A 16,286-nucleotide genomic window follows, 5' to 3' on the forward strand; every position below is an offset into this window, starting at 1 on the left:
TGGGTCGCCAGTGGTTGGGTCGCCAGACGGTTGGTCGCGTGAGTTACAACCCCCAATGCATCAGCAAGAGCACCAGCACCACCAGGAAGACCGTCTCCCCTACCATCAACAGGATCGGCTTGATACCCACCGCTGCCAGTTCCCGCAGTTGAGTCTTCATGCCCAGCGCGCTGATGGCGACTACCAGGGCCCAACGCGACAAATCGTTGGTGAAGCTCTGTACGGCCGGGGCGACCCAACCGGTGCTGTTGACGCACGCCAGCACGATAAAAGCAACGGCGAACCACGGCAGCAAGGGTGGGCGTTTGCCGGTCGGGTCGACACCGTGCTTGCGCGCCACCATCGCCGCGCAGACAATCACCGGCACCAGCATGGCCACACGCATCAGCTTGACCACCGTGGCGGTGTCACCGGTTTCGGTCGACATGCTGTAGCCAGCCCCCACCACCTGGGCCACATCGTGGATGGTGGCGCCGAGGAATACCCCAGCCGCTTGAGGAGATAACTCAAGCCAGTTGGCGATCATCGGGTAAACGATCATGGCCAGGGTCGACAGCGCCGAAACACCAATCACCGTGAACAGGGTCGCCCGCTCCTTCTGAGGGTGGTTGGGCAAGGCCGCCGCGATGGCGAGTGCCGCCGACGCTCCGCAAATGGCCGTGGCGCCGCCCGTGAGCAGGCCGAACAGGCGCTGAAAGCCCAAGGCCTTCGCCGCCACCATCGAGGTGATGATGGTCACCGCCACCAGAATCACCACCAGCGCCACCGGCTTCCAGCCAAGCGCCTGGATCTGCTCCAGTGTGATGCGCATCCCGAGCAGCGCCACACCGATGCGCAAGACCGTGCGTGCGGTAAACTCGATGCCCGCCTTGCATTTGCCCTCACCGGCAAGAAAGTTGAGCGCCATGCCCAGCAGCAACGCGAACAACATCACCGGGGCACCGTAGTGCTCAGACAGAAAGCTGGCCGCGGCCGCGACGATCAGGCTGACGATAAAGCCCGGCGCCAGCTCGCGCACGCGGCTCTGCACAGAAGTCAGGGCGATGGCAGTCATGATACGGATTCCTCGCAAGCGACAACGATAAACACCTGGCCGTCGACTTCCTCGACCGGGTAATTGCCAACCTTAAGTTGAGTCGAATTGAGCATGTAGCCGCTGGCCAGGTCAAAACGCAGGCCATGGGCGCAGCACTGGATCACGCGGCCTTCCAACTTCCCTCCACACAACGAGGAGCCCTGGTGCGGGCAGCTGTCATCAATGGCATACAGCTTGCCGGCAACGTTGAACAACGCCACGCTCTTGCCCTCGGCGTCGAATAAGGCACGCATGCCTACTGCAGGAACTTTCTGGGCCGGTACTTCAATGCGACGACTCATGTCGCTGTCCTCATGTCGGATTTTTTTTGCGCGGGCTCGATGGCCTCGCCTTGGGGCCGAGCCAGGTCAGCCAAGTAGTGATGCCGGATATAAAAGAACACCGCCGCCGCCGCGATACTGATCAGCGGCACCAGCTGGAACGCCCCGTGCAGACCAATAATATCGGACACCTTGCCGGTCAGCAAAGGCCCCGGCGCCAGGCCGAGCAGGTTGTTGGCCAAAGTCAGGGTGGCGAACGCGGTGCCATGCACCGACGAATGGGCCAGGTTTGCCACCATGGCACCACTGGTGCCGTTGGTGCCCGCTACAAGCAATGCACCCAGGCCGATCAGCACCAACTGAAGGGGCCCTGTCGGCAGGGCAAACGCCAGCGACAGTAACAAGCAACTGCCCAGGCAGTAGGCAATCGACAGGTCGATCTTGCGCAGCGGTGCATGCCGGCTCAAGCGATCGCTGAGCATGCCGCACAGCACAGTGCCGACGCCGCAGCACAGCACGATGATCGCCGCGGTGCCGCCAGATTTGGCCTCGTCCATGCCGTAATAGCGGTTCAGGTAGCTGGGCAGCCAGACCATCAGGGTGGCGGTCACGAACATTTGCAGGCCGCTGCCCATATACGCGCCAATCACCGAACGGGTGTTGTACAAGCTACGCAGGGGACGTTTGACCGTCGCTTGTTTCTTGTTGGCAGTCAGTGCCGGGCGCTGCGGGGAAATCCGTGCTTCCTTGACGATCAGCGGATACAACGCCGCGAGCAACAAGCCAAACAGCGCCATGCTGGCGAACGACCAGCGCCAACCCAACTTGGCCGCGATCGCGCCGCCCAGGGCGATGCCCAGCACGGAGCCGACGATACCGCCCGCCATAAAGGCGCTGGCCAGGGTGGCGCGCATGCTGCGAGGGAATACCGACACCACGACCGCGATGCCGACGCTACCGTAGGCCGCTTCGCCGACGCCGACCATAAAGCGCGCAACCAGCATGTGCTGGTAATTTTCTGCCAGGGCGCAGCCCAACGTCGCCAGGCTCCAGAGCAAGGCCATCAGTGCCAGGCTCTTGACCCGGCCATAGCGGTCGGCCATCAGTGACAGGGGGAAAGTCAGAAGCCCAACCATCAAGGCGACAATGCCGCTGAGCAAACCCAGCTGGCTGTCGCTCAGTGCCCACTCGCCCTTGAGAATCGGGAACACGGCATTGAGCACCTGCCGTGACATGTAATCGGAAATCAACAAGCCAAAGGTCAGCGCAAACACGATCCAGGCGTACTGCCTGGGAATGCCGACAGACGTGTCCTCGCCATCGTCCACAGGGCTGTGGTGATAGGCCATGCAGCCTCCTCGGTGTCTTGCACCAGTTCTTGTTGTTTTTTTCGGGTGTTGCCGTGCAGCCTGCGAGGCAAGAGGCGTCACGCCCCCTGCCCCGCTTTACTTCATCCGCGTTGTGGCACGCCCTTCTCACCGGCGGCGCGGTTTGGCGCCATGCCGTTGGCCAGCAGGGTTTCTTCAACCGTTTCGTACTGCACGCCGATCCGGTAGATGTCGCGTGCTTCTTTACCGGTGGCGATCTCGCGGCCCAGCTCGTGTGCGATGCGCACGGTTTGCTGGATCTGCTGCACGGACGAGATGCGCTTGCCGTGCTGGTCGATCAGGGTGTCTTCGGTACCCAGGCGTGGGTGCAAGCCCATGGCCATGGCGATGGTGTTCAGCGGCAGCACGTTCTTGAGCAGCGATTCAGCGGTCAAGGTGCAACGATCCGGAACGCGGTTGATGAAGTTCATCATGTTCATCGGGTTCGGGCCGTCGAAGCCACCGGCGATGCCGATCCAGGTCAGGTTCATCGGGCCCTTGTAGATACCGCGGCGCACCAGGCGCTCAAGGGTTTCCAGGGCATGGATACCGGTCAGCTGGAAGTGCGGCTGGATATTGCTGGCCTGCAGGCGCTTGAGGTGCTCGGCGACCCAGGCTGGGCCGGCCGGTACGGTCATTTCGCTGTAGGCAGCCTGGAAAACAGGGTCGGCCAGGGTGGTGCCTTCGACGAACTCAGGGTAGAGAATCTCCATGATGTTCATCTGGATGGTGTTGATGGCAATCGTCACCTGGTCCGGCTTGGGCGTCAGGTCCGCCAGCATGTGGCGGGTGTCGTCGGACAGCCACAGGGCTTCCGCGCCTTCGCCTTCAGGGGCAAAGGAAATCGAGCCACCGACCTGGATGATCATGTCTGGCACCGCTTCACGCACACCGGCAATCAGCTCGTTGAACTTGGACAGGCGCTTGGAGCCCTTGCCGTCCAGTTCACGTACGTGCAAGTGCAGCACGGTGGCGCCTGCTTCATAGCAGTCGACCGCTTTTTGCACGTGCTCGTCCATGGTCACCGGAATGTCTTCCGGGAAGTCTTCCGGCATCCACTGAGGCGCGTAAGGCGCGACGGTGATGACGACCTTGTCCATGTTTTCCGGGTGCAGCGAATCGTCGAAAAATTGCATTTTCGTCTCCAGTTCTTATTTTATTTTGAGCACCCGCCTCACGGGGGCGGGGGTTCGGGCTCAGTAAGTTTTTTCGCCGATAATCCCGGCGCGCTCTATCTTGCGATGGCACGGGGGGTAATCCATCACGGCGTAATGCTGAGTACTGCGGTTGTCCCAGATGGCGATGCTGTTGGGCTTCCAGCGCCAGCGCACCTGATACTCAGGAATGCTGGCCTGGTTGATCAGGTAGTGCAGCAGCTCAGAAGAGCCCTGGGTGTAGTCCTGGCCGTAACGCACCCGATCCGCGGTGTGGTAGTTGGTGAAGTGCGTGGCGAAGCTGCAAACGAACAGTATCTTCTCACCGGTTTCCGGGTGGATGCGCACCACCGGGTGCTCGGCATCCGGGTACTGGGCCTTGAGCGCCAGGCGCTTCTCGATCGGCATGGCCGCACCGAAAGTAGCCTCGATGCTGTGGCGAGCCCGCAGGCCTTCGATCTTGGCCTTGACGTCCGCAGGCAAGCGCTCGTAGGCCAGCACCATGTTGGCCCACATCGTATCGCCGCCCACCGGCGGGCACTCGACACAACGCAGCACGGCCCCCATCGGCGGCGCGTCGCGCCAGGTGGCGTCGGAGTGCCAGGAATTCTCGTAGCGATCGATCGGGCTGTCCGGGTTCTTGTAGATCTGCACCAAGCCTGGATGATCGGGGTGGCTGCCGGCCACGGGGTGGTCCTGCAGATCACCAAACAGCTGGGCAAAGGCCACATGCTCGGCGCGACTGATGTCCTGGTCGCGCAAGAACAGCACACGGTGCTTGAGCAGTTGCGCGCGGATCTCGGCGAACAGGCCGGCGTCATGGATGGCATCGGCCAGGTTAACGCCGGTCAGCTCTGCGCCAATGCTGCAGGTAAGTTGTTCGACTTGCATGACCGCAAGCCTCCTTAGATGACGAAGATCGACGAGCCAGTGGTCTTGCGCGATTCCAGGTCACGGTGGGCCTGAACGGCGTCCTGCAAGCTGTAGTGCTGGTTGATCTCGATCTTGATCCGGCCGCTGCCGACGTGGTCGAACAGCTCACCGGCCAGGTCTGCTTTCTCGGCAGGGTCGGCGATGTAGTCGGCCAGGGCTGGACGGGTCATGAACAGCGAGCCTTTGGCCGCCAGTTGTGCCGGGCTGAACGGCGGGATCGGGCCGGATGCAGTACCGACGCAGACCAGCAGGCCACGACGCTTGAGCGAGTCCAGCGAGCCTTCGAAGGTGGCTTGGCCGACACTGTCGAACACCACGTTGACGCCGACACCGTCGGTCAATTCACGTACGCGCTTGGCCACATCTTCATGGCTGTAATTGATCACATGTTCGCAACCATGAGCCCGAGCGATTTCGCCCTTGGCATCGCTGGACACAGTGCCGATCACCTTGACACCCAGCAGCTTGGCCCACTGCGAAACGATCAGGCCAACGCCGCCGGCAGCGGCGTGCAGCAACACGGTGTCACCGGCCTTGAAGTCGTAGATGCGGCGCATCAGGTACGCCGAAGTCAGGCCGCGCATGGTCATGGCCGCGGCGGTTTCGAACGAGATGTTTTCTGGCAGTTTGATCAGCGGTGCGGCCGGGATCAGGCGCTCGGTGCTGTAGGCGCCCAGGGTATTGAGGAAACCGGTGTAGGTAACCCGATCACCGACGGACACATTAGTGATGCCCTCGCCCACCGCCTCGACGACACCGGCGGCTTCCACGCCCATGCCATTAGGCATCGGGACCGGGTACAGGCCAGTGCGGAAATAAGTGTCGGCATAGTTCAGGCCGACCGCGACATGGCGCAAACGAACTTCACCCGGACCAGGATCGCCAACTTCTACTTCTTCAAAGCGAAGGACTTCGGGACCACCGGCTTCATAGAAACGGACTGCTTGAGCCATGCTTGTATTATCTCCAATCAACGATCTAGGCGAATTGCGTTGATTGAACTCTAAGCGGATGGTTGCAGGGGTGCTTCGCATCAGACGACAGCGACTTCTCTTTTCATGACAAGGCAGGCGTGACTTATGGCCTGCCGCCCGATACGCTCGTTCATATCCTTTCCAAAGAGCCTGCCATGAAGCCCCCTGCCGGCCTGCTGCTGTCTGGTATCGAGCTGGACCGTACCAGCACCACGCCTCTCTATCGCCAGCTTTACCTGCAGATTCGCAAGCAGGTCTTGACCGGCCGTCTTCAAGGAGGAATACGCCTGCCCTCGACCCGGACCTTGAGCCAAGAGTTGGCCTTGTCGCGAATCACCATTCTCAACGCCTTCGACCAATTGATCGCCGAAGGTTTTCTGGTGTCGCGTACCGGTGCCGGGACTTATGTAGGGGATGAATGGGAAGATCGCGGCCACCAGGACGCGGATGCGCCTCGCCAACCACCGCGCCTCTCGGACTTGAGCCAGTCGATGCTGTCGATGCGCAGCCACCATTTCCAGGGCGTCTCCTATACAGACTGGAACCCTGCCACCCCGACCTCGTTCCTGCCCAGCCACAGCACCTATGAGGCGTTTCCACAGCACATCTGGAAGCGCCTGATGAACCGTCACCTGCACAAGCCAAGCAAGGCCATGCTCGGTTACGGCGAGCTGCAAGGGCTGATGGCATTGCGCAAGGCCATTGCCGAGTATGTCTTCGACGCTCGCGGTATCGACTGCAACGCCGAGCAGGTGGTGATCGTCTCCGGCGCCCAGCAAGCCTTCAACCTGCTGGGCATGCTGCTGGTCAACCCAGGCGACAGCGTATGGATGGAAGACCCGGGCCATATTGCGGCGCGGATCGCCTTCCAGGCACTGGGCGCACAATTGGTGCCGCTGCGTATCGACGATCAGGGTATCGACCTGCAACAAGGCCTGAGTCAATGCCCTGATGCCCGACTGGTGTTTACTACGCCATCGCGCCAGCATCCGCTGGGCGTCACCATGAGCCATGCGCGGCGCCAGGGGCTGATTGACTGGGCCGCCAGCAACCACAGCTGGATCATCGAAGACGACTGCGACAGTGAATTCCGTTACAGCGGCCGCCCGCTGCCGGCACTCTATGCCATGGACCCGTCGCAGCGGGTCATTTACGTCGGCACCTTCAGCAAAGTGCTCTACCCCTCCTTGCGACTGGGGTACGTGATTCTGCCGCCCGTGCTGGTGGAACCCTTCTGCACCATTCGCGCGGTCATGGACCGCAGCCCGCCGACGTTGCTGCAAGCGGTCACAGCGGACTTCATGCGCGAAGGCCACTTCCTTGGCCATATTCGCCGCATGCGTGCCCTTTACCAGAGCCGCCAGACGTGTCTGGCCGCGGCCCTGCAACGCCAGCTCGGCGGTTTTTTCAACCTCCAGCCTGCGCAATCGGGTATGCACCTGATCGCCTGGCTGCCACCCGAACTGAACGATCAGGCCATCGCCCAACAGCTTGCGCAGCGCAATATCCACACCTATCCCTTGAGCGACTACTGTCTGGAACTTCGCCAGCCGCCAGCGCTGCTGATGGGTTTTGCCGGCACTCCAGAAGATCAGGCCGAGGAAAAAGTCCAAGCACTGGTCCAAGCCTTGCGCTCAATGGGTCACGACGTCTGAGGCCGCGCACAGTGGTCTTAATATTTAAACCATAATGGATCTATCGAGAGTTCCTGTCTGGCGCGATAAAGGTTGCACCGGTAGACCCGGTGCCTGAACCAGGAATGACTCGAATGAATAATATCCAAGAACGATTTCATGCCTTGCTGAGCCACAAGGCTGTCCAAGCCCAAACGCCTCCTGTCCTGACCGTGCCACTGGCCAGTCGGCTGCTTGAACGGCTCGGATCAATCCGTCTGTTTGCCCATGGCTATCCGCTGCTGACCAACCTGACCCATGGCCGCATTACACCTGCGGACATGCTCGACTTCGCCTACCGTCACGAACTGCAGGGCCTGAGCCTGCACTTGCTTGATGGCGAGCAGAACAGCCTGGGCCAAATGAGCCCCACACAACTCCAGGCCTTCGCGGACAAAGCCGCTCATCTTGGCCTGGACGTCCACCTGGAAATCAGCAGCACGTTGAAAAAGGACGTGGATCAGGTGGTCGCCATCGCCAAGGCCATCGGCACTCGCAATATCCGCGTCTACTCACGCTATGAGGGCAGTCTGTCGCGGGTCATGGACCTGATCGAATCCGACCTGCACTACCTGGCCCAGCAAGCTGACGAACATGATCTGTTCTTCGACTTTGAACAGCACGAGGAACTCAAGAGCGGCGAAATCGCCCAATTGCTGAACCGCCTGAACCACCCTCGGCTGCATGCACTGTTCGACTTCGGCAATATGATCAACGCCTGCGAACAACCGCTACAAGCCCTCGCCACGCTCGGCCCGCATATTCGCCAGACCCACCTCAAGGGCGTGCGCATCGTCGCCGAGCAGAACGGCTTTGGCCATTACGGTGTGCTGCAGGGCAGCGAGCAGGACGATCTGCCGGGTGCACGCATGATGTTCGAACTCCTGATGCTCGGCGAACAGTCCCCGCAAGTCATCGCATTCATCCTGGAACAGGAAAACCACTACATCGCACCGGCCTTCCGCCAGTCGGATGAGGCGGCCGATCCGTTTATCCCTTACCGGGAAATGAGCGAAACAGCGCTGCCGCCGGGGTTCTCACTGGAACGGATGATGGATGAAGAACATCAGTGGGCTCATAACCAAGTCAGCTATGTGCGCAGGCTGCTGGGCGAACTGCGCACGCTTGCCGAATTGACGCTGGCCACCCGCGCCAACGCGTAAGCCTGATCTCACCCCCCGCATCGCTTATCCCTGACGGACAATAAAAATGACAGCACGTGATAAGGCCAAATGGCTCAGATTTCTGATTCTGATCATCGGTGGCGGCACCATCTATAAACTGGCGAACCTCAAGGACGCCTTTTATGTACCCATGCAGCAGTTCATGGGCCTGACCCATACCGAAATCGGCCTGCTGCTAAGCGCCAACGCCATCATTGCCACGGCGCTGTTCGTGGTCGGCGGCATGCTCGCTGATCGCTTCGACACCCGCAGGCTCATCCCCATCGGTTTGATTGGCACCGGCAGCCTGGGCCTTTATCTGGCTACCTTTCCACCGTTCAGTAACTTGCTGATTGTCTTCAGCCTATTGGCCGTTTGCGCCGACTGCCTCTTTTGGCCATCGCTGCTCAAAGCCATTCGCAACCTGGGTGATGACAAAGAGCAAGGCCGACTGTTTGGTTTGCTGGAGGGAGGCCGCGGAGTCATCGACACGCTGGTGGCCTTCTCGGCCCTGGGTGTGTTCATTGCCATGGGTTCGGGCGAGGATGGCTTGAAATCGGCCATCGTCTTTTACTCGGCCATCGATATCCTGGCCGGGACCCTGACCTGGCTGCTGCTCAAGAGCAGCAACGCCGCACCGGGTGCACAGCCGCGTAACGGCATGGCCAATTTGCTGGAAGCCATCAAGGTACCGGGCATTTGGCTGGTCAGCCTCAACGTGTTCATGGTCTACATCGTCTACTGCGGCCTGACCTACTTCATCCCCTACCTCAAGGATATGTATGAACTGCCCGTGGCCCTGGTCGGCGCCTACGGCATCATCAACCAATATTTCCTGAAGATTCTGGGTGGGCCTGCGGCGGGCTTCATTGCCGACAAACACCTCAAAAGCCCCAGCCGCTACCTGAAGTGGGCATTCCTGGCCCTGTTGCCGACGATGGCGGTGATCATGCTGATCCCCAAAAGCCACACGTTCATCTACGCCGGCATGGCCGCCACGCTTTCCTTTGCGTTGATCGTGTTCTCCATGCGCGGCGTGTTCTGGGCGCCGATGGGCGAAGTGGGCATTGCGCCTCATATCACAGGTTCCGCGTTCGGCATCGGCTGCTTGATTGGCTATGCGCCGGGGATGTTTGCCTACGTGATCTATGGGTCGATCCTCGATCGCTTCCCAGGGCAGGAGGGCTACAACTATGTCTTCAGCTTGATGAGTGTGTTGGCGATCATTGGTTTTGGCGTTTCCAGCCTGTTGTGTCGGGCCGTGCGCAACAAAGCGCCCGTGCCCCAGCCTAGTGCTGCAACGCAGTCCTGAGTGCCTTCTGGTGTAATCAAGGCCCGTGTTGCAGATTGCACACGGGCTTTTTTTCAGGCGGCTTGTTCCAGAACGTTGAACAACTCTTTGAACTCCAGGGTCAACTTGTGCCGAGGCTCAAGATGAATCAGCGGCGATGAGGCCTGATGGGACTCACGCATCTTCACCGACTGGCTCAGGTAGATCGGCAATAACGGCAGCTGCTCTGCCAGCAATTCATCCACCATGTCTTGATGCAGGCTCGTTCGGTTCAGGAACTGGTTGACCACGATACCCTCCACCTCCAACGACTCATTGTGGTCGGCCCGAAGTTCAGCCACTTGGGCGATCACGCTGTACAGCGCCTGCCGGGAAAAACTGTCGCAGTCAAAGGGAATCAATACCCGATCGGCCGCTATCAGGGCACTGTAGGAGTAGAAATTCATCGCCGGTGGCGTATCGATGTAAATGCGCTCGTAATCTTCAGACAACTCCAGCAGCAAGCGGCGCAGCTTCTTGATCTTGAACTTGGCTTCAAGCTTGGGTTGCAGCTCCGAGAGTTCGGCGCTGGCGGTGATCAGGTGCAAATTGTCAAATCGGGTCTGAACGACACCCACCCGGCTGTTCTTGCTGGCTGGGCCGCTGGATAAGGTGAGTTTGAAAAAATCAGCCATTCCCACGGGTACATCATCGCCTGTGAGCCCTGTCAGGTAATGGGTGGAGTTGGCCTGGGCATCCAAGTCCACCAGTAGCGTGCGGTAGCCTTCGGCAGCACTCACGGCGGCAAGATTGCAGGCGATGCTCGATTTACCCACGCCTCCCTTTTGATTGAACACAGCTCGGCGCACGGAGGTTATCTACCCAAAATGGAAATCATATGAAATACAAATGACCATTTTGTTACACATTTACTACCGCTGTATTTCGCTTGGCGTAGGAGCCGGGTTTACCCGCGATGAACATAGGTATCTACACATCTTTTGGTGTACTGCATTTCGTAGCAGTGGCCGAGTAGAACGAGGCCACGTCCGGCTGCGCAGCAGTCGTAAAACCTGGCACTTCAGTATTCAGATACACCGCGAGTACAGGCTTTGCGAGGACTACGTCCCCGGACCTGGCCTCGCTGAACTCGTCTACTGCTACGAATGTAGCCGCTGACGAGGTACGAGGCTGCGATCGGCAGCGAAGCGGCCGTAAAACCTGAGACCGTAATCCATCAGGCACACCGAAGGGCCTGAATTTACGACGGCTTCGCCGCCGATCGCAGCCTCGTACCTCGGCAGCGGCTACAAGAGCCGCGCTGCCCCAGAATTGTGTAGATACCTATGCCGCGATGAATGCACCGCGTTTTTGAGTCAGGCTTGCCTGCGATGAATTCAGGCGCGGCAGCGGCTTCGGGGTTTGTCTGCAGCCTGCCAGCGCATGGTGTTGGGCATTGTCGATTTCGCAAAGTCTGGTTCGACTATTGATCAGGGAATGATGTTCGAGCCTATTGATCAAGACGAATCAGGAGAAGGTCATGCGCACACTCACCGTTGCTGCTTTCATGAGTCTGGATGGCATTATTCAAGCGCCCGGCGGGCCTGATGAAGATACCAGCGGCGATTTCCGCCTGGGGGGCTGGATCGTGCCCTATGCCGACCCCGTGTTCGGCCAGGCCATACAGGATTTGTTCTCGCAGCCGTTCGAGCTGCTGTTGGGGCGTCGCACCTACGATATTTTTGCAAGCTATTGGCCGCATCAACCCGCCGATTCAAGCCACCACGTCATCGCTGAGCTGTTTAACCGTGTACCCAAGCACGTGGCCACGCACCGTGGCGATAACCTTGATTGGCAGAACAGTCATGCGCTGGCAGGAAACCTTACCGACGCGATCCGCGCGCTCAAACAGGGGGACGGCGCCCCGCTGTTAACCCAGGGCAGTAGCGAGCTGGTACGCCAACTGCTGGCGGCGGGGTTGGTGGACGAACTTCGGCTGATGATTCACCCGCTGATACTGGGGCACGGCAAGCGCTTGTTCGACGACCAGGCTCAAGCGGCGGCCTTCACCTTAGTGCACTCCACCAGTACGCCTTCCGGTGTGCTGATTGCCCGTTACGCCCGTAGCGGCGAGGTGCGCACGGGAACGTTCGAGTAATACACAACATCGCGAGCTGTGATGGGCATGGCTACAATCTGACCGTCGTCTGAATCATGCCACTGATTTCCACATAGACCCTGTCGACCTGCTCTTGACGTTGCGCACGTAGCACTTCGACAGGCGCTCGTCATTCACTGTAGGGGAAGCATCATAGTGATTGCCGACAGGTAGGGGCTTCGGATGAAGCCAGCCTTTTCATAAAACTGCACCAATTGCTCATTTAGGGGATGGACGACCAGAGCAGTTGAACCGACCTGGCTTGAGGCACTAATCGCTCGAATGACGGCATCTCTGAGTAAATCACGAGACAGCCCTGTGCCCTGTACTGTTTTGCATACACCCATTCGACCCAAAATCGTAATGGGATGCTGGTCAGGCGAATTACGTTGAGCACTTCTGGGCACTACCGCTGAGCGCATGATCATGCCGCTTGAAAGCGTGTAATAACCGACGACAGTCCTGCTGCCCTTGATGCAGGTGACGAATACGCTAGCGTACTTAGCGATTTGGGCTTTAGAAGCCCTTTTCGACAGGTACTCGTTGATCGAGTTATCACCACAATCGAATGCACTGAGGTCGTGGGACTCGTTCAGTTTTTCGGGAGCCGTTAGCTCCAACGGTTCGGCCTTTCCAACAAACGGCGCAGACATTCGTTATTCCCTATAGAACCCGACTGCAAGGCTTGCTCAAAGGCGTCAAAGTCGCTGTCAGCAAGGACAAAAAGGCGCTGATCAAGGATGACTTCCTCAGCCTTTTTGCAAGCAGCATCCAAGATGAAGCTTGTTCGATCGCTTCCCGACAGTGCTGCCGCCACATCAATCAAGTCACGCTTTTTGAAGTCGACACGCATGTTGATTGGGACGGCTTTGGGTTTTTCCGGTACTGCACTAGATGTTTCTCTGGTCATTTGATGGTCCTTGATGCCGCGTGCTGTCGTGGTCCCCTGACGAAAATCATAGATGCTCCGTGTAGCTAACGTCTACACGCAACGCATTTAGCTACACAACTTCCGATGAGGGGGCGAGGGTGCCGCCTTCCACCTCTGGCTCAAAATAAATTGAGTTGAAAAACCGTTTCAAAAACGCATAGACGATCGAATAACCATCGAAAAACCCGAGGCTTTCAATTCGTAGCCGGCTGACTGTCATGCTGACTGAACGCAGGGTGCATAACCCACTCCAAGCCCTTTTCCAGATGAGATTTGCGACATTCGCCGCATATGACGATAAAAAAGCGCCGGCTGGATGGTGGAGCGGCCTCACACTGCTATGGTTGAAGCTTCACAGCCGATAAGGAGATCAAGAATATGGCAACTCGTATTCTAGAAGTGGGTCGCTTTGACGCAATCGATACCTCAGGGCAGCGCTACACGATCCTTGAATCTGTCAGTCAAACGTCATTGGCAACCATGCATGGGGCAACCCAATGGATTACCAAGTCGACTTACTTCAGAGCGTTAGGCTTTGGCCCTGTCAGTCAGATCAGCGAATTTGAATTTGAGATTTTTCTCAATGGGGAAAGATTGAAACGCGTGTGATCGTCACGCAGGTGGAGCAACACCCATGTGGCATGCGGTAGTGGTGACCGATCATCCGTCGGAAAAAAGAAAGCTTGAACCCCACATTCGGCGCTTGAATCCATAGCAGTAGAGGGTTGTTTCCCCCGGAGGCCGCCATGAAACCGCATGTGATCAAACTCTTCACCGACCCCAGCGATGCCTGGACCGATATCCGCACCGAGGAAGACCAGCATCCGCGTCACTATCTGCCGCACTTGCTGCTCTGGGCGTTATTACCCGCTGCCTGCCTGTATATCGGGACGACTGGCGTCGGCTGGAGCCTGGCCGGGGAAGAGAACGTCAGGCTCAGCGGCGCCAGTGCCTTGCAACTCTGCATCCTGCTCTATTTGACATCGGTGATCGGCGCAGTCTTGATGGGGATGTTTATTCGCTGGATGTCGCGCACGTTTCACGCCCGCCCTACCCTTAACCAATGCATCGGCTTTGCCGCCTATACCGCCACACCGTATTTCCTGGCGGGCATCACCGGGCTTTACCCCAGCCGCTGGCTGGCTGTCGCGGCCTTGCTCATTGCCAGTCTTTACGCCACCTATTTGCTGTTCGTCGGCCTGCCCCGGTTCATGCGCGTGACGCAAGACCCCGGCGTGCTCTACAGCGCGTCGGTTTGGGGTGCGGGGTTGCTGGTGGTGGTGACGATCCTGGTGGGGATGATCCTGTTTTGGTTCAACGGGCTCACGCCTGGGTACCTGCGCCCCTGAGTCCTCCTCGACTTAATGCATCCTCGCCGTTGAAGACACCAAGACCGATTCGCTCCGCTCAGTTCGGTCAGACGTCTTGAGTTCGAAGCCCTGTTCTACCCAGATCTACGTGGGTTGGCATGGACTGGAACTGTACGACCTCAACAAGGACCCTGCCTTCAGTCATGAGCTGTCCAGCCAGCATCCTGACAAGGTCGCTGAACTGTCGGCCGACTGGCAGGCCTACGCCCGGGATAAAGGTGTGGTTCCGGCACCGATCCGCTACAAATACGGGCAGATGACCTGCCTGTTCACGACCTGCATCCAGTAACCCCTTCGCCAGGATCAAACCACCCGTTCTTTCCCCGCCGACCTCCCTCGCCCATCGGGTCGGATGGAGGTTGGCGACAGAAGATCGGGCCCGCTCACGCCTTTGATCCCTGTTCTTCAGCGCTCAATAAACATCGGCTTACCTTTCGTTCAGGTCCGGGCCGGAGCGTGTTCGTCGACAAAAAATACAAAAAGAGAGCCTTTACCATGCGCCCATCGCCTGCCTTACCCTTCACGAGCCGTTCAAGCGGCATCGTACTGACGGGTTTGTTCGCGACATTGCTCCTGGCCACCGATAACGCTATCGCCCAAGCTAACCCACTGGAACAGCAACGCCCTCTGCGCCCCGGCCTGCCACGTTGGCTGGAGGACTACCGATTCCTCGACGCACCTCACGAAACAGCGCCGTTCGACGCGTTTCGCTATCACCGGCTGTCCGACTCGGCCTGGCTGCACCTCGGTGGCGAGATTCGCTATCGCGCGGATGTGCTCGACGAGCCGTTTTTTGGACTGCGAGGCGTCGAAGACGATTCCTATTTCATGCAACGACTACAATCCCATGCCGACCTGCATGTGCTGGACGGACGCTTGCGAGCGTTCATACAGCTACAGAACACTCGCACGTGGGGTAAGGACCTCTATTCGCCTACCGACGAAAGCGGCAACGATGTGCATCAGGCGTTCATCGACAGTCGTGTCGATTTCTCATCTGCCAGCCTGACCGCCCGGATAGGGCGCCAGGAAATAGCCTACGGCGCGCAAACCTGGGTCACCTATCGCGATGTGCCCAACATACGCTTGGCCTTCGATGGCCTGCGGCTTAGCTTCAATTGGCAGCAAGGCGCCAAGCTGGATGCCTTTGCGGTGCGCCCCGTCCGCACCGACGTCGACGCCTTCGATGACGGCCCAAACAACGATGTGAAATTCTACGGCCTCTATGGAACGCTGCCGCTCGACAAGACTTGGAACATCGATCTCTACGCCTTTGGTCTTGAGACCCAAACGCGCCGTCTTGCAGGGCTGAGCGGTTCCGAGGATCGCTATACCCTGGGCACGAGGATTTTCGGCAAACAGGGACCCTACGACTGGAGTTGGGACCTGGCGGGGCAGTTCGGTGAGATGGCCGGTGCCAGTATCCGCGCCTGGGGACTCTCCACCGATACCGGCTATAGCTATGCGGGGCCCTGGCGCCCACGCCTGGGTCTGCGGGTCGACCTGGCCAGTGGCGACCGAAACGCTGGCGACAATCGCGTGGAAACCTTCGACCCCCTGTTCCCACGCAATGGCGTCTATGGCGAGGCAGCATTGGTCACTTTGTCCAACGTCATCATCGTGGGGCCCGTCATGGCGTTTTCGCCCTGGCAGGATGTGCGTATCGAACCGGGCGTATTCAAAGTGTGGAAACAAAGCCCCGACGATGCAGTGTACTTCCCCAACATGGTTGTCGCCGCGGATCCCGGGCAAAGCTCGGGCCGGGACATCGGCACTATCTTGCGGGCCAACGTGCGGTGGCTGGCATCGAGCAATCTGACCCTTGATGTCGACTACAAGTATTACGACGTTGGCAAAGCCATACGTACTGCTGGAGGAAAGGACAGCCAGTTCATTTCCTTGCGCAGCACATTCCGTTTCTAGGACCAGAATCAGCA

The 16,286-nt window shown here is 58.9% G+C and carries 17 protein-coding genes; 8 read left to right on the plus strand and 9 right to left on the minus strand.

Features of this window, described 5'->3' with window-relative positions; genetic code table 11:
• Positions 1-43 precede the first annotated feature (43 nt).
• From AC3IX4_RS19730 to AC3IX4_RS19755, 6 genes are all read right to left on the minus strand, one after another.
• Positions 44-1,054: a YeiH family protein gene (locus tag AC3IX4_RS19730; RefSeq protein ID WP_489257075.1), complete on the minus strand. Its 1,011-nt coding sequence runs from the start codon at positions 1,052-1,054 to the stop codon at positions 44-46.
• The gene (locus AC3IX4_RS19735) at positions 1,051-1,377 is read right to left on the minus strand and encodes a Rieske (2Fe-2S) protein (protein WP_489257076.1); all 327 of its coding nucleotides are present in this window, start codon (positions 1,375-1,377) and stop codon (positions 1,051-1,053) included. The genes AC3IX4_RS19730 and AC3IX4_RS19735 overlap by 4 nt, the downstream gene beginning before the upstream one ends.
• Positions 1,374-2,705, minus strand: coding sequence for an MFS transporter (locus AC3IX4_RS19740; protein ID WP_489257077.1), 1,332 nt, complete (start codon positions 2,703-2,705; stop codon positions 1,374-1,376). Before AC3IX4_RS19740 ends, AC3IX4_RS19735 begins: the two co-directional genes overlap by 4 nt.
• A 101-nt stretch (positions 2,706-2,806) precedes the next feature.
• On the minus strand, positions 2,807-3,859 hold the full coding sequence (locus tag AC3IX4_RS19745) for a beta-keto acid cleavage family enzyme (RefSeq protein WP_489257078.1): 1,053 nt from the start codon (positions 3,857-3,859) through the stop codon (positions 2,807-2,809).
• Positions 3,860-3,919: 60 nt separating this feature from the next.
• On the minus strand, positions 3,920-4,768 hold the full coding sequence (locus AC3IX4_RS19750; RefSeq protein WP_489257079.1) for a TauD/TfdA dioxygenase family protein: 849 nt from the start codon (positions 4,766-4,768) through the stop codon (positions 3,920-3,922).
• Between the two features lie 14 nt (positions 4,769-4,782).
• Entirely contained in the window at positions 4,783-5,763 is a 981-nt protein-coding gene (locus tag AC3IX4_RS19755) for a quinone oxidoreductase family protein (protein ID WP_489257080.1), read from the minus strand.
• Between the two features lie 176 nt (positions 5,764-5,939).
• Here AC3IX4_RS19755 and pdxR point away from each other — a divergent pair, with 176 nt between their 5' ends.
• From pdxR to AC3IX4_RS19770, 3 genes are all read left to right on the plus strand, one after another.
• Complete coding sequence (gene pdxR / locus AC3IX4_RS19760; protein ID WP_489257081.1) at positions 5,940-7,439, plus strand: MocR-like pyridoxine biosynthesis transcription factor PdxR; 1,500 nt, start codon at positions 5,940-5,942, stop codon at positions 7,437-7,439.
• 113 nt (positions 7,440-7,552) lie between these two features.
• Entirely contained in the window at positions 7,553-8,620 is a 1,068-nt protein-coding gene (locus tag AC3IX4_RS19765) for a sugar phosphate isomerase/epimerase family protein (RefSeq protein WP_489257082.1), read from the plus strand.
• A 46-nt stretch (positions 8,621-8,666) separates the two neighbouring features.
• Complete coding sequence (locus AC3IX4_RS19770) at positions 8,667-9,932, plus strand: MFS transporter (RefSeq protein ID WP_489257083.1); 1,266 nt, start codon at positions 8,667-8,669, stop codon at positions 9,930-9,932.
• Positions 9,933-9,985: 53 nt separating this feature from the next.
• Here AC3IX4_RS19770 and AC3IX4_RS19775 read toward each other — a convergent pair whose 3' ends face one another.
• A complete protein-coding gene (locus AC3IX4_RS19775; RefSeq protein ID WP_489257084.1) occupies positions 9,986-10,759 on the minus strand; it encodes a ParA family protein in 774 nt (257 codons plus the stop codon).
• A 671-nt stretch (positions 10,760-11,430) separates the two neighbouring features.
• Between AC3IX4_RS19775 and AC3IX4_RS19780 the strand changes: the two genes are divergently transcribed.
• Entirely contained in the window at positions 11,431-12,048 is a 618-nt protein-coding gene (locus AC3IX4_RS19780) for a dihydrofolate reductase family protein (protein ID WP_489257085.1), read from the plus strand.
• 134 nt (positions 12,049-12,182) lie between these two features.
• Here the strand turns inward: AC3IX4_RS19780 and AC3IX4_RS19785 are convergent, their stop codons facing one another.
• Both AC3IX4_RS19785 and AC3IX4_RS19790 read right to left on the minus strand, forming a co-directional pair.
• Complete coding sequence (locus tag AC3IX4_RS19785; RefSeq protein ID WP_489257086.1) at positions 12,183-12,701, minus strand: GNAT family N-acetyltransferase; 519 nt, start codon at positions 12,699-12,701, stop codon at positions 12,183-12,185.
• Entirely contained in the window at positions 12,659-12,958 is a 300-nt protein-coding gene (locus tag AC3IX4_RS19790; protein ID WP_489257087.1) for a type II toxin-antitoxin system TacA family antitoxin, read from the minus strand. Before AC3IX4_RS19790 ends, AC3IX4_RS19785 begins: the two co-directional genes overlap by 43 nt.
• A gap of 399 nt (positions 12,959-13,357) precedes the next feature.
• Here AC3IX4_RS19790 and AC3IX4_RS19795 point away from each other — a divergent pair, with 399 nt between their 5' ends.
• The 4 genes from AC3IX4_RS19795 to AC3IX4_RS19810 all read left to right on the plus strand — a co-directional run bounded on the left by AC3IX4_RS19795 (position 13,358) and on the right by AC3IX4_RS19810 (position 16,272).
• Complete coding sequence (locus AC3IX4_RS19795) at positions 13,358-13,588, plus strand: hypothetical protein (protein ID WP_489257088.1); 231 nt, start codon at positions 13,358-13,360, stop codon at positions 13,586-13,588.
• Between the two features lie 137 nt (positions 13,589-13,725).
• On the plus strand, positions 13,726-14,328 hold the full coding sequence (locus AC3IX4_RS19800) for a Yip1 family protein (RefSeq protein ID WP_489257089.1): 603 nt from the start codon (positions 13,726-13,728) through the stop codon (positions 14,326-14,328).
• A gap of 76 nt (positions 14,329-14,404) precedes the next feature.
• Positions 14,405-14,638, plus strand: a complete 234-nt coding sequence (locus AC3IX4_RS19805) for a hypothetical protein (RefSeq protein WP_489257090.1) — start codon at positions 14,405-14,407, stop codon at positions 14,636-14,638.
• A gap of 206 nt (positions 14,639-14,844) precedes the next feature.
• Complete coding sequence (locus tag AC3IX4_RS19810; protein WP_489257091.1) at positions 14,845-16,272, plus strand: alginate export family protein; 1,428 nt, start codon at positions 14,845-14,847, stop codon at positions 16,270-16,272.
• Positions 16,273-16,286: the final 14 nt, after the last annotated feature.

This window comes from Pseudomonas sp. KH_021 (genome assembly GCF_057838865.1).